This window comes from Cohnella hashimotonis, from assembly GCF_030014955.1.
GTDB lineage: Bacteria > Bacillota > Bacilli > Paenibacillales > Paenibacillaceae > Cohnella > Cohnella hashimotonis.
In genome coordinates this window covers 186304-200621 of record NZ_JAGRPV010000001.1, presented here as the reverse complement: position 1 = coordinate 200621, position 14318 = coordinate 186304, and the positions used below count along the sequence as shown (strand labels likewise).

Here is a 14318-nt window from a genome sequence, read left to right as displayed (position 1 = left end):
CATCTCACCTATTGGAGACCTCGGCCTTATGCCGCCTTGCCAGTTCCCGGTCGAGGCTCTCCCTCCCGCGATCCATCGCCCAGTAGTGGTTCGACCGAAATACCGGCTTCAGGATCGGGGACAAATATTTGAGCAGCGGCTTATCGGCGTTCACGTACCAATCGAAGCGTATGTTAACATATTCGCCGTCCTGCTCGAACTTCCAGGTCCCGCGGCCCGCGAGATCCCCCGCCGCCTTCAGCGACAAGGCATGCGGGGCGTTTTCGACCGTCTTGCACGATGTCCAGCGCAGCTTGTACGGCAGCTTCCCTTTTGACAGAATCGCGAACACGTCGTTGCCCGTCTCCGCATCCTTGCCGGCAGCGTGAATACCCAGATAGACTTCGGGCCACCAACGCGCATAGCCCTCGAAGTCGGAGCAAATCTCGTATACTTCCCAAATATCCGCCCTCACCCGCCAATTCGTCGGCATGTAGTATTCGTGTGCGGCCATCGCTTCGCTTTCCCCCGGTCTCTGAATTTAGTCACATTACGCTGCATTGTACAGGACCGCGTTCACAAAATTCTCCCAAACGCAGGCGCGGGCTATGACGGTACCTGGAGACGAACGAAAGCGGCCGGACAAAGAAGTGTCCTCGCGGCAGGCATCGGCGCGAATCATCGACTGCGACAAATAGACCGGCCGGGACGTCCATCCGTCCCGACCGGTCTTTATATATGCAGCCCTATTAATATGAAAGGACGATACGGCCGCCGTCGGCGAACGACTGCCTGACGGCCTCCAGCAGCGCAGCCACGTCCGCCCCTTCCATCAGGCCTGCCAGCCCCGCATCTCCCACCGTTTCATCATTGACGATTCCGCCTTTGCCGGACGCCAGTGTCCGCAGCCATCGCGAGACGACGCCGGGCACGGCCTCAGGGGCGCTCTCCCACAGGAAGTCGGAAGCAAGGGCACGACCCTGCCTGTCGTAGCCGGCAAGGACGGCGTCGCTTCTGCGCAGCAGGCGGCGGTGCCAGCCGGAGTCGGCTCGTCCGAGCCAGCAGCCCTCCGTGCCATACACCTCGATCGCGAACGGCGAGCCCGCGGACACGTTGCTCGCCTCCAGAACGGCGAACGCGCCGCCGGCGAACTCGAACAGGCTCGCCGCCTGGTCCGGCACTTGCCAGCCGGACAGGAGGCACCCGGCAGCGACTACCGTCTGCGGCATTCCCAGCAGCGCGCGCATCAGGTAGAGGCCATGCGCGCCAAGGTCGGTTTCGATGCCGGCGGGTGCGCGACCGAACCGCTCCGGCAGTTCGCCGTGAATGGCACCGCCGTGCGCGTTGCGGATACGCACCGAGACGATGCGGCCGAGCCGTCCGGCACGCGCCGTGGCGACAGCCGCCAGATTGATCGGCCAATCGAGCAGCGGAAGATCCATGGCGAACGGCACGCCGGCGCGCCGAACCTCGGCGCCGATCGCCTCCGCCTCTGCCGCGCTTGTAGCGTAGATGTGGTCCGCGAGAATCGGCACGCCGGCGCGCGCCGCGGCTATAACCGCATAGCCTGGCGTGCCGTTCGGCGCAGCGGGCACGATCGCGCCATCCAGCTCTCCGCCCAGCAGCAACGCATCCAGATCGCCGGCGAACGGCAAGCCATGCTCCGCGGCGAAGGCCTTGCCGCGCGCGGGCTCGTCGTCCCACACCGCGACGAGCCGCGCATCGTCCGCCACGGCGACCTCGCGGACATAGTCGGACGCGTGGTACGGGTTCCAGCAGCCGAGCAGCGCCAGCCGCTTCACGGCGTCTTCGGCAGCAACCCGTCCAATTCCGAGTCGGACGGCTGCAGACCGTATCTGGCGATCTCGAACGCTTCCGCCGAGGCGATCCCGGCAGCCCGCTCCTTGCCGTAGCGCAGCTCCAGAGCAGGAAGCATGCGATCCGATTTGCCAAAAATCGACCAACCGTCCATCAGATATTGCCGTCGTCCCGGCCAATCCTTGGGCACCGCATCCAGCTTGCCGGCCCCCCACGGGATCAGCTCATAGAAGGTGGTGGAATGGGCGTCGCAGGCCAGCAGCTTCTTCTCCAGCACGCTGTCCGTGCAGATGGCGACGTCCGGCCGGTAGCTCGTTTGCAGAGACATATCCGGCATGAGCAGCACAAGCATCCGCTTGCGCAGACTCGGAATGTCGGGCATGAAGCCGGGTACGCCCGCGTACGGCACGGCGTCGGCCACCACTCGGCCCGCATAGCGGTTGTCCGGACTGACGCCGCCCTCCGGATGGAAGGCGACGAGCACATCCGGCTCATGTTGCCTGAGATAGCGGATGACCTCCTTGCGCACGGCCAGCGTCGGCTCCAGCTCTCCGTCCGACGTCTCCAAAATATCGTAGGCGTCCAGCCCGAGAACGTCGGCAGCCCGATCGGCTTCAAGTCTGCGCCTCGCCGCAATCTCCGGTTTCGTCAGCGCGTAGTGGCCGCTGTCGCCATTGGTCAGCGACAGAAACCGGACGTTATGCCCTTGCTCCGCATAGAGCGCAGCCAGACCGCCCGCGTACATGTCGGGCTCGTCGGGGTGGGCGCAGATCATCACCACGTTCAGCTTGCGTATCGTCATGCCGGCAGCCCTCCTTTGCGCACACCGGACGCGTCGCCCAGCATCGGCAGCAGCCTGCGAAGCTCGGCGTCTTCCGGCCTGCGCCCATAGTCGGCGATCTCGAAGGGCTCGGCGTACAACACCGTCCCCGCGTGATCGGCGCCATACCACCGCTCAAGCGCGGGCAGCATATTCGCGTCGGAGTAGAAGAAGGGGGCCCAGCCGTCCAGCAGAAATTCCCGCCGCTCCTCCCAGCGTTCCGGCACCTCGTTCAGCCGTCCCTGGGTCCAGGGAGTATATTCGTAAAATTGCGAAGCATGCGCATCGCAAGCGCGCAGCTTGCGCTCCAGCGCTTCGCCGCCGATGTCGACGACGATGTCAGCCGAGTACCGGTCGCGCATGGAGTAGTCCGGCATGAGCAAATACAGCGGCGACTTGCCGTAGAGCGGCACATCGGGCGCAACGTTGCGCACGCTGCCGGCAAAGGAGGCGGCGTCGGCGACAACACGTCCTGCGTAGCGGTTGTCCGTGTGCTTGCAGCCCTCAGGGTGGAAGGTGATGACGATGTCCGCCTGCCAGCGACGGATCTGCCGGACCACCTCCAGCCGCGTGGCGACGTCAGGGTACAGCTCGCCGTCGTGCGTTCGGCGCAGCACCTCGTACTCGGCGATGCCGAGCCTGCGTGCTGCCTCTTGCGCCTCCATCGTCCGGCGCTCGGACAAGGCTTCGCCGTCCATCTCATAGTGACCGCCGCAGCCGTCCGTCAGCGAGAGGAATTTGACCGCATGCCCGGCCATTGCGAATAAAGCGGCCGTGCCGCCCGCATAGATGTCTGGCTCGTCCGGATGCGCGCCGATAACAAGCACGCGAATAGACGCTTCCGATCCCGATGCTGAGTTCATGTAATATTCTCCTTTCGCAGCCTTACGCTTGTGCGAATAAGGCTGCTCCCGTTCATTTTTTTAACCGATCGATTCGTTCAGCCCCAGCCGCTCCAGCACGACCAGCAGATGGCTGCGCGCCGCGGTCAACCGCTCGTCCCGCTGCTCGCGATAATCGGGACGCTCGTAAGCCGCCGGATCGGGCAGCTCGCCTGCCGCGATGCGCCGCTCGCAGCTTCGGGCATGGCGGACAAGCGCCATCGTGTCGGCCAGTGACAGATCCGGGTGGGCGTCGCGCCAGGCCGCCTCGAATAGGTCGGCGTGCATGAAGCCCTTGTGATCCTCGATTTGCAGGTGCAGCTTCGGCTCGTGCTCAGCAATCAGCTTGAGCACCGCCTCGAATTCGACGATGCCCTGGCCGGCCGGCTTGATCTGGCGCACGATGCCGCTGTCCGAAAAATACACAATGCAATCCTTGGCATGCATCTGGTGCACGTAAGGGGCAACGCGCTTCGCCGCCTCCAGTGGATCCTCGCCGCGGGCGACGACATTGGCCGTATCGAGCGCCACGCCGAGCGCGTCTTCGCCGACCTGCTCGATCAGCCGCAGAATCTCCCACGTCGTAATCTCCTCGTGCGTCTCCAGGTTAATGCGCGCTCCGGCGTCGCGCAGCGCCGGAGCGAGCGAGCGAAGGAAGGACGCCGTAGCGCGAAGCTGTTCTTCCCAGGCGATGTCCGTGCGGAACCGGTCGTATACATGGTAGCCGGTGAACATCCCTTTCCAGCCCGCCGTCACGCCGATCAGCTCGCGGCAGCCCACGGCGGCCGCAGCCCCGATCAACTTCTCCATCGCAAGCTTGTAATCGCCTCCGCCCAGCAGCCACACGTCCCGCACCTCGTTCGTGTTGTACGGGTTCACTCTTCCTATGCCCAGATCGATATATAGGCCGAGCGATGCGGCGCATTCGGCCGCCGCCCTCAGCTCGCCGGGATCGAGGCGAGGAGACAGATCGAGCGGGGATTTGTAGTACACGCCCGCGAAGCCTTCGCGCTTCGCCTGTTCCAATCCCTGCTCCACCGTCGCCGGCTCCGTCAGAAATCCGTGATGCATATCAATGCCGACTTTCAAGCTTACCCCCTCCTTCCGGTTCGCGTTCCAGTCCTCTCCGGTATCCAGGCCGCGACATTTATTTCAGCGAATCGTTGTACAACGCCAGCAGTTTGTCGACGCCCTTGGCGCCTATCTCCTCCACATAGCTGTCCCATTGCGTATCGAGCGAGGCTTTGCCGTAGACGAACTGCTCTTGCATCTTAGCGAAGTAATCCTTCACCGAGGTTAGCGCCAGATTCTCTTCCTCCTTCTTCTCCGGCGCCAGCTTCGGCACCTTGGCCACCTGCGGGAACCAGCCGCCGTCCTGCGCCTGCTGCGTCAGCGTCTCGATCTCCTTGGCGCCCAGCACCTGTACAAACCACTTGTAGGGGAACAGCATCGTATAATTGTTGTTCGAGGCACCGATGTCCCACAGCGTCTTCTGCAGGCTCGCCGAACCCGTCGCTTTCTCCGTAAATGCGTTGCCGTCATCCTTCTTCGTAAACGTATCGCCTTCGATGCCCCAAGTCATCAGTTCGTTGCCCTCGTCGCTGTACAGCCAGTCCACGAACGCCAGCAGCTTGTCGAAGTATGGTTCTTTGGCGGCGCTGGCCGGGATGACCGTGCCGTGATAGATGCGATTCGCAGCGTAGGCGAGTTTGCCGGCGGGTCCGGCGATCGGCGGCAACGGACTGAGCTGGAAGTCCGGGCTTACGTTCTTCTTGCCGTCCTCGTTGAGCTGACCCAGCTCGCTGATCCAGTAGAAGGAGAAGGAGCTCTGGCCGCTGGCCAGCTTCTGCTTCCACTGGTCGAGGCTGGAGGTGAAGATCTCCGGATCGGCCAGACCTTCGGAGACGAGCCGGTTCAAATAGGTCAAATACGCCTTGAAGCGGTCGGAGGCGTAGGCATATTCGAACTTGCCCGTCTCTTCGTTGAACATGAAGCCGTTGTAGCTCGGCTCGATGCCCCACGCCGCCCCGAAGATGCCGAGCAGCGAATTGGCGTCCGTATTGGCCAGCGGATAGCCGGAGCCCTCCTTCTCCTTGAACGTCTTGAGTACCGTATACAGCTCGTCCACGTTGGTTGGCGCGGCCAGGCCATACTTGTCGATCAGATCGGTGCGAATGAGCGGAGCGCGGTTGTAGAGCGCCGCCTCGTTCATGAACGGGAGAATGTACAGCTTGCCGTCCCGCGGCTTCCAATTGTCGAGCTCGTCCTCGATGCCGTATTCCTCGATCTTCTGCTTCAGGTGAGGCAGCTTGTCCATGTAATCGCTGATCGGCAGCAGCACCCCGCTCGGAGCGTATTCCATCAGCGTCTGCTGATCGATCGTCGTCACCAGGTCGGGGATGGTGCCGGAGCTCAGCACGATGCGCGCCTTGCTCAAATAATCGGAATTGGGCACCGCCTGGATGTCCAAATGCACCTTCGCGCGCGCCTCGATCTCCTTCAGCACGGGCCAGTTCTGGTTGAACGGGTAGGATGGATTGTCGTTGTACAGCATGCTGAAGCTGACCGCTTCGCTGCCGCTCGAGGCACTTGCCGGCGACCCGGACGCGGAGGATGAATCGTTCGCGGCATTGCTGCAGGCTCCTAGCGCCAGTGCCAATGACAGCGCCGCCGCAGCCGGCGAATAAAGCTTTCTTTTAAGTCCCATATACGCATCCCTCTCTTCATTATCCTTTGACTGCTCCAAGCATGACACCCTGATTGAAATGCCGCTGCGCGAACGGAATAAGCGCAGCGATCGGCAGCATCGTCACCATAATGACGGCCGCCTTCAGCGAAGCGCCCGACAGACTGTCCCTTCCAGTCGCCCCGTAGGCTTGCTCCGAAGCGAGATCGGCGCCGGCGACGATATGACGGGCAATCAGCATGATGGGGTACTTGTTCGTGCTGTTCAAATAAATGAGCGCGTTGAACCAGTTGTTCCAGTAGTAGACCGCGAGAAACAGACCCATCGTAGCGATTACGGCGCGCGAGAGCGGCAGCACGATGCGCAGCAGAATCATGATGGGACCCAGCCCGTCGATCATCGCCGATTCCTCCAACCCCTCCGGGAAGGCGCGGAAGAAGCTGATCATGATCATGAGATAGTAGGGCATGATGCAGAACGGGATGACGATCGCCCAGATCGTATCGATCATGCCGAGCCCTTTGACGACCGTGTAGGTAGGGATGAGCCCGCCGCCGAAAAACATGGTGGCCATGATCAGCCTCATAATCAGCTTCCGGCCTTTGATTGGCTTGGATAGCGGGTAGGCGCAGATCGTCAGCATCAGCACGCCGACGACGGTGCCGATAACGGTCTGCGCCAGCGCGTTGACGAAGCCGGAGGCGACACTCGGATGGCTGAGCACTCTGGCGTAGGCGCCGGCGTCCCAGCCGATCGGCCATAGCGTCACGCGTCCGCCGACGACCGCGGCGCTGTCGCTGAAGGACAGCGCGAGCAGATGCAGGAACGGGAATGCGATGGCCGTCATCGTCACGGCCATGAGCGCGATGTTGAACAGGCGAAATAGCTTGTAGCCCTGCGAGTTACGGTAGCTCATTGCTTTCCCCCCCTAAGCTTCAGGCGCATCAGTACAGCGAATGGCCTGTCAGTCTTCGCACGAGCGCATTGGTGCCCAGCACGAGCGCTAGGCTGGCCAGCCCGGCGACCAGGCCGATCGCCGTCGCGTAGCTGTAGTTGTTGCTCTCCAGCCCTATCCGGTAGATATAAGTGTCGATGATGTCGCTTGTCTGCGAGTTGCTGGGCGTATACATCAGCAGCACCTTTTCGTAACCGACATTGAGCAGCTGTCCGAGCGAGAGGATGAACACGACGGATACGGTCGGCATGATCTGAGGGAGCGTGACGTGCCAGGTCTGGCTCAGCCTGCCTGCACCGTCCATCTCGGCAGCTTCGTACAGATGAGGGTCTACCGTAGACAGTGCGGCCAGATAAATGATGGCATTCCAGCCCGTGTACTGCCAAATATCCGATCCGATGAACAACGTCCGGAACCAGCCCGGCTCGTTCATGAAGAAGATCGGCGCGATGCCCAACTGCTCCAGCCATCCGTTGACGATTCCTCCCGACGGCGACAGCAGCTCCTTCATCATGCCGACGACAATGACGACCGATACGAAGTTCGGAAAGCTCGACACCAGCTGAATCAGACTGCGGAGCTTGCGGCCGAATTCGTTGACCAGCAGGGCGAAGATCAGCGTCAGCGGAAATGCGATCAGCAGGTGGAGCAGGCTGAGCGTCCACGTATTGCGGAACACGTGCCAAAAATTCGGGTCTAGCATAAATAATTTGAAATAATGAAGCCCGACCCATTTCTGTCCGAGCAGGGATCCGCCCGGGACGATCTTGCGGAAGGCAAGCAGATTGCCGGCGATCGGTCCGTAGCGGAAAACGATAAAGTAAAGAAGCGGAAGCAGCAGAAGCAGATAATATTGCCAATGGTTGGCCCAGTAGAAGCCAAGCCGCGTGCGGCTGCGTTCGAGCGGTTGTCGGGCGGAGCGCGGCGCGTCCCGCTCCTTCGCGCTGGCAAGTTTGCGCATTCGTTCTATCCTCCTTTCCTGTTCGCTGACGACCGAACCGGACGGAACCGTCGTGCTCCTTATTTAACAGGAAGGCGACGATGAACGAAACACCCAAAGTCATAATCGTGTAATAAATTGTTACATAAAAGATGATTCTTAACGTGCAATAAAATATTATTAGTCTCATTTTGTTAAATTATAAGTCATATTACATGACACAATGTAGACGATTTGAAAATCGGGACTCTATAATAGTTGAAAATGGCTCGATTACGAACCGGATCAAAACAGATAGCGTGAGGGGGGATGGCGATGCGCCTGGGATTTCGAATCAGACAATTTATCAACGGCGGGTTTCGCAGTCTCGTGTATCGGTTCCTGCTGTTCTTCCTTCTCATCTCTCTGCTGATTCAATCGATTAACTGGATTACCTACCGCGTCAATCTCGGTTATTTCCAGGACGAGCTGAAGGACAACTACGCCAAATCGCTGACATCCGTCGCCTCTCAACTCAACGGCACATTCACCGGCATTTATAATTCCAACTTCCTGCTCTCGCTCGACCCCGATACGATGCAGTTGTTCTCGTCCGACTATGCCTTGGGCACCGCGTCCAGCTACGCCGTCGTCCCGCAGAGCATTCGCTCCCTGAACCGGATTCGCTTGATGAACGATACCGTCGATCGCGTCTTTATCTACAAGCGGAGAGAAGGGCTTGTCGTGAGCAACGACGGTACATACGGCGCATCCGACTTTTTCAGCCGCTTCGGTTCGCTCGACTTGTACTCGCAGCGCTTCTGGGAGACATACCCCGCGGCTCAGCATCCGTTCCGAATTCTTCCGCCGTCGACTTCGGCGTACCGCAGCGGCAGCGTCTATCTCCCGGTCGTGCAGACGTCGATCGCCGAGTTCCGCTCCAACGACCTGTATGTCATCTATCTGAAGCTCGGACCGCTTGTACGGCAGCTTGTCGATTCCAAGCTGACACCGAACAGCGAGCTGTTCATTCTGGACGACAGCGGAACGCCGATCGCATCGACTGTGACCGACCCGGGCAGGGAGCTGGGGCTCGCGAAGCTTGCGTTGCAGACGCAGCGGGAAGGCCGGACGCGGCTGAAAGTGGACGGCAGAGATTCGATGGCCATCTATGCGACCAGCCAGTTCGTATTCAAGCGCATGGATATGGTCGCCTTCGTGCCGCAGTCCGATATTCGCAGGAGTATGGAGAAAATTGAAAATTGGGGGCTTGGCATGGCGATGCTTGCGCTGATCGCTTCGCTGCTGCTGTCCATCCTGTTCAGTCTGAACCTCTACACGCCGCTGCAGCGGCTCATGGCCAAGCTGTCTCCGGCCACCGGTCCTCCCGCCAACGAATACAAGCTGCTCGATAGAGAATTCCACCGGATGATGGACGACATGGGGACGCTGAGCAGCAATCTCTCGCATACGGCGCCGCTTGCGATCGAGCGCTGGTTCGTGCGTCTGCTCAAATACAACCGCGCCCCCGACGAAGCGGAGATTGGGCCGCTGCTGGAACGTGGCGACATCGTCCTCCCTGAAGCGGGCTTCGCCGTTGCGATCGTCCGGTTCAAATTCGCTCCCCTCGGTTTCGACGCCAATCCGCGGAGCGGGATCGACGACCGGCTCGCTCAAATCGTCCGCGAGCTTCTGCCGCCGACGCCGACATCTCTTCTTGTCGAGCTGGAGCCGGACGTTTTGGCCGTTATTGCGAACGTGCCGCCGGACTCGGCAGCACACGACTTTTACGACAGCCTGAGTCGGGAAACACAGCGGCTCAGGCTGTCGGAGGACGAGACGGTCCGGCATTTCGCAATCGGCGTCGGCTCGGTTCATCGGGGCTATGCGGGTGCGCAGCGGTCGTACCTGGAGGCGATGAAGGCGCTGTGGCGGATCTCGTCGCGATCCGAACAGCGAATCCGATATTACAGCGGCGAGGAAGAGACGCCGGCCGGCGCGGCGATAACCGATCGGGAAGAGAAGAAGATTGTCAACCTGCTGCTGACATGCAAGCGGATGGAGCTGTATAGCCTCCTGCGCGAGATCATCGAGCGTGCGGTTCGCGCGGGACTGAGTGACATTTCGGCCAGGGAGCTGTACTTGAATCTATATATGGCAGGTGCGCAAGCGCTGAAGCAAGGGGACCTCCTGCTGCCGGATCCGACCTATCGGGATAGTATGCGGACGCTTGTCCTGGACCGCGTGCCCGCCGCGGACGATATTGAGGAGAGCATCACCGGCTTCTACGAGCAGATAATGGGGACGATCGGCGTCGGCGCCCGGCAAGTCCGGCAGGCTCCCGCTTCCTTCAAGGCGTATATCGACGAACATTACCGGGAAGACATCCATCTGGAGTATTTGGCCGAGAAGTTCAACACATCCGCCAATTACATGTCGCGATTGATCAAGAAGGAGCTCGGCGTGTCCTTTCAACAGTACCTGCAGGAGCTGCGCATCCGCAAAGCCAAGGAGATGCTGCGGGAGACCGATCTGTACGTGCAGGATATCTGGCCGGCCGTCGGCTTCACGAACCGCAATTCGTTCATTCGCACCTTCAAGAACCTGGAGGGCATCTCCCCGATCGAATATCGGGCCAGATGCGCGATCTCGAACCGATGACGCCGAAAAAACGGCCCATGCACGATAGGCATGGGCCGCATGTTCATATTCGGATTAATCCCCGCATCCTCACTGCTGCTTCTTCTCTGCCACCCAGGCGTCCAGCTGCTTCTGCAGCTCGGCCTGCACTTTGTCGCTGCCCGCCTTCTTCAACTTGTTCAGGTAATCCGGCAGATACTCCGCGGGATCCACCGTGCCCGTGAGCAGCAGCGGCTCGTATTCGGCCTTGAGCGCCGCGATGTTGGCCGCCTCCGCCTTCACCGCCGTATCGTCGAAGTTAAACCCGAACGTCGGCTGGACGACGGCGGACTCGTTCAGCTTCCGCGTCACTTCCCAAGTGTCCGGCGCCTGCCCTTCGATCAGATAGCCGTTGAACACGTTGCCGAACACCCAATTGGGGGCCGTATAGCCGCCGGCGGGATTTACTCTGACCGTATTTTCGTCCAGCTTCTCGTAGTGCTTGCCTTCCAGGCCGAAGCTGAGCAGGTTGTACAGCTCACGGTCCTTGTTGACGAGCTCGATGAGCATCATCGCGCGCTCCGGATTCTTGGACGTGCGGCTGATCGCCGTCAAGGTCGTGATGTTGGAAGTCCGGTTGGTCGTGACGTCCGCGAGCGGAATGCCGACGATCTTCCGGCCTCCGTTCTTGGACTCGATCTCGGCCTCGTATCCCGGCTTCATCGCATATTCGATAGATACGGCGAACTTTCCGTTATAGCTCGCGTCGATCTGCTTCACCGTGGACGCATCCTCGTTGATGTAGCCCTTCTCGAACCAGCGGTGCATCATTTCGGCGAACTGCTTGTATTCGGACGATTGCTCGAGCGCATTCGACTTGTACGAAGCGTCCCCGATCTTCACGCCGTAGTCGTCATAGCCGTAGGCGATCGGCTGGAACTTGGTGAGCGGGCCGACGAGCATGAACGGAATGATGCCGGGTTCGTTCTGCTTGATCTTCTCGAAAAACGGCTCCAGATCCTCGAACTTTTTGACCGCATTCACGTCCAGTCCGTATTTGTCCGCATACTCCTTGATCACGTTGACGCCGTAATGGGAAGTGACGGTCTGGTAATTCGGGACCGCGTAGATCTCTCCCTTGTACCTGGTTGCGTCCCAGGTGAAATCGGGTATGGCTTTCTTCGCTTCCGGCGCGTATTGGTCCAGCAGTTGATCCAGGGGCAAGAACGCGCCTTTCTTGACGTTCTCGTCATAGTTGAACGCCCAGTTGGCCGTCCACACCAGATCGTATTCCTCGCCCGCGGCGCTCGCCGTGTTAAGCTTCGTCGTATAGCTGCCGAAATCGATCGGCTTCAGCTTGACAGTCGCGTTGATCTTGGATTTGACGATCTTATTGACTTCGTCTTCGATGAGCTGCTGATCCGGCGGCACCTGGGCCACGCCGTAATACCAGGTCAGCTTGACTTCGGGGAGCGCCGCTTGCCCGGACTCGCTTGCGGAAGGCGATGAAGCCGGTTCCGACGATCCGCCGCTTGCCGCGGGTTTCGGGTCGCCCCCGCCGCTGCACGCCGCCAGGAACAACACCAGGCCTAATGCCGGAAGACCCTTTTTGCGCAATCTTTTCAATCCAAACCCCTCCATCTTCTTAATATAACATTAAAGGGATTATCCCTTTAACGAACCGACCGTCATGCCCTGCACGAAGTACTTCTGGAAAAACGGAAAGATGAACATCATCGGACCCGCGACCAGAATGACCAGCGCCATCCGCATCGACTCGCCCGGGAGCTGGCTCATGTCGAGTCCCAAACTCTGAATGTATTGGCTGTTGTTCCGGAGGAAATCGAGCGTGTTCATGATCCGCACAAGCAGCAGCTGAAGCGGAACGAGCTTGTCGTTGTCGATGAACAGCAGCGCGTTAAACCATTCGTTCCAGTAGTTGAAGGCGATGAACAGGCCCAGCGTCGTCAGAGCCGGCGTAGACAGCGGCAGGATCATCATGAAGAAGATGCGCCATTCGCTGGCTCCGTCCACCTTCGTGGATTCGATCAGCTCATAGGGGATTTTGCCCATGAAGCCCTTCATGATGAGGACGTAGAAGGGGGACAGCATCCCTGGCAGGATGATCGCCCAGAGCGAATCCTTCAGATGCAAGTACTGCGTCATCAAGATATAGAAGGGCACCAATCCGCCCGAGAACAGCATCGTGAAGAAAATGTAAACCGTGAGCTGCACCCTCCACTTGTAGTCCCTTCGCGAGATCACGTAGGCGATCATGCTGGTGAGGAGCAGGCTGAGCAAGGTGCCGGCGATCGTGATGAAAATGGTATTGCCGTAGGCCCGCAGCAGAACGCCGGGCGACTGCAGAATGAACTCGTAGGCCAGAACGCTGAAGCGCGCCGGGATGAACGAGTATCCGTGCTCCGCAAGCGCCTTCTCGTCCGTCAACGAGACGGATACGATCAAGAGGAAAGGCGCGATGATCGCGACGGAGAGCAGAACGAAGAACAGATGGATCACGATATTGCCTTTGCGGTTGCTCAGCGACGTCGTTGCAGCGTTCATGAGGAAGCTCGACCTCCTACCATAGCGAATTCTCATCGTTTATTTTGCGAACCGTATAGTTGGCCGCCACCACGAGCACGAACCCGACGAGCGACTGGTACAGGCCGACGGCCGCCGCCATCGAAGTATCCCCGCTGACGCTGAGCGCCCGGTATACGAACGTGTCGATGATGTCCACCGTGTTGTACAGCAGCGGCGAATTGTTCGAGACGAAGAAATGCAGGCCGAAATCTCCCCGGAACATGCTGCCGATCGTCATGATGAGCAGAATCGTGATCAGCGGGGCAAGCATGGGAATGGTAATTTTGCGCACCATCTGGAACCGGGTCGCCCCGTCCATCCGCGCGGCTTCGTAATACGACGGATCGATCGCCACGATGCCCGCATAGTATACGAGGGCGGAGAACCCGATCGATTTCCATAGATGCGCCAGCGTCAGAATCCCCGGCCAGTATGCCGGCTCCAGATACCAGCGTACCCGCTCCCCGCCGGTCGCTTCCAGCATCCGGTTGACGAATCCGTAATCGTGGTTCAGGAACATCTGTACGAGGAACATGATGACGACCCAGGAGACGAAGGTCGGGAGAAACATGACGGTCTGGTAGTACTTGCTCCATTTGCGCGAGATCTCATTCAGAAGAATGGCGACGAGCAAGGCGCAGAATGTCGTGATGATCCAGAACCAGATGTTGTAAAGAACGGTGTTGCGGGTCACGATAAACGCTTTCTCGGAGATAAAGAAGAACCTGAAATTGTCGAGCCCGATCCATTCGCTCCCCCAGATCCCCTTGTCGTAACGGTAGTTCTTGAACGCGATGATAACCCCGAACATCGTCAAATAGCTGAAGACAAAAATATAGACGGCAGCCGGAAGCGCGAGAAGGCTGAGCTCTTTGTCGCCGCTTCGGAGCTTGCGCCGGACTTTTCTCTTGCCTTCCGCGGCGGCGATGCGCAGGCCGGCTTCGGATTGCTGCATGCGGTCTGTCCCCCTGTCTGATGGAGTGATACGGAATCCCGTCGATCCGTATCCTCATCATGGCACGTACCGGAACGCCGCCGAAATCCCAAAATACGAA

At 59.7% G+C, this 14318-nt stretch carries 12 protein-coding genes; 1 reads left to right on the top strand and 11 read right to left on the bottom strand.

Annotation, left to right across the window (positions count from 1 at the left end; translation table 11 throughout):
- Positions 1-4: 4 nt before the first annotated feature.
- The 8 genes from KB449_RS00945 to KB449_RS00910 all read right to left on the bottom strand — a co-directional run bounded on the left by KB449_RS00945 (position 5) and on the right by KB449_RS00910 (position 8100).
- The gene (locus tag KB449_RS00945; RefSeq protein WP_282906556.1) at positions 5-493 is read right to left on the bottom strand and encodes an SRPBCC family protein; all 489 of its coding nucleotides are present in this window, start codon (positions 491-493) and stop codon (positions 5-7) included.
- 235 nt (positions 494-728) lie between these two features.
- Positions 729-1781 (bottom strand): Gfo/Idh/MocA family protein, encoded by a 1053-nt coding sequence (locus tag KB449_RS00940; RefSeq protein WP_282912704.1) that lies wholly within the window; start codon positions 1779-1781, stop codon positions 729-731.
- Complete coding sequence (locus KB449_RS00935; protein ID WP_282906555.1) at positions 1778-2599, bottom strand: PIG-L deacetylase family protein; 822 nt, start codon at positions 2597-2599, stop codon at positions 1778-1780. Before KB449_RS00935 ends, KB449_RS00940 begins: the two co-directional genes overlap by 4 nt.
- Positions 2596-3480: a PIG-L deacetylase family protein gene (locus tag KB449_RS00930; protein WP_282906554.1), complete on the bottom strand. Its 885-nt coding sequence runs from the start codon at positions 3478-3480 to the stop codon at positions 2596-2598. The genes KB449_RS00935 and KB449_RS00930 overlap by 4 nt, the downstream gene beginning before the upstream one ends.
- Before the next feature lie 60 nt (positions 3481-3540).
- A complete protein-coding gene (locus tag KB449_RS00925; protein WP_282906553.1) occupies positions 3541-4587 on the bottom strand; it encodes a sugar phosphate isomerase/epimerase family protein in 1047 nt (348 codons plus the stop codon).
- Between the two features lie 58 nt (positions 4588-4645).
- Complete coding sequence (locus KB449_RS00920; protein ID WP_282906552.1) at positions 4646-6205, bottom strand: extracellular solute-binding protein; 1560 nt, start codon at positions 6203-6205, stop codon at positions 4646-4648.
- A 19-nt stretch (positions 6206-6224) separates the two neighbouring features.
- Positions 6225-7100, bottom strand: a complete 876-nt coding sequence (locus tag KB449_RS00915; RefSeq protein WP_282906551.1) for a carbohydrate ABC transporter permease — start codon at positions 7098-7100, stop codon at positions 6225-6227.
- Between the two features lie 28 nt (positions 7101-7128).
- Positions 7129-8100 carry an ABC transporter permease gene (locus KB449_RS00910; RefSeq protein ID WP_282906550.1) on the bottom strand — a complete coding sequence of 324 codons (972 nt, stop codon included), beginning with the start codon at positions 8098-8100 and terminating at the stop codon, positions 7129-7131.
- Between the two features lie 294 nt (positions 8101-8394).
- On the opposite strand from KB449_RS00910, the gene KB449_RS00905 reads away from it, so the two are divergent.
- A complete protein-coding gene (locus KB449_RS00905; RefSeq protein WP_282906549.1) occupies positions 8395-10719 on the top strand; it encodes a helix-turn-helix domain-containing protein in 2325 nt (774 codons plus the stop codon).
- Positions 10720-10788: 69 nt separating this feature from the next.
- Here the strand turns inward: KB449_RS00905 and KB449_RS00900 are convergent, their stop codons facing one another.
- The 3 genes from KB449_RS00900 to KB449_RS00890 are packed head-to-tail and all read right to left on the bottom strand — an operon-like array spanning position 10789 to position 14218.
- Positions 10789-12303 (bottom strand): ABC transporter substrate-binding protein, encoded by a 1515-nt coding sequence (locus KB449_RS00900; protein WP_282906548.1) that lies wholly within the window; start codon positions 12301-12303, stop codon positions 10789-10791.
- A 39-nt stretch (positions 12304-12342) separates the two neighbouring features.
- The gene (locus KB449_RS00895; RefSeq protein WP_282906547.1) at positions 12343-13242 is read right to left on the bottom strand and encodes a carbohydrate ABC transporter permease; all 900 of its coding nucleotides are present in this window, start codon (positions 13240-13242) and stop codon (positions 12343-12345) included.
- Between the two features lie 16 nt (positions 13243-13258).
- Positions 13259-14218: an ABC transporter permease gene (locus KB449_RS00890; protein WP_282906546.1), complete on the bottom strand. Its 960-nt coding sequence runs from the start codon at positions 14216-14218 to the stop codon at positions 13259-13261.
- Positions 14219-14318: the final 100 nt, after the last annotated feature.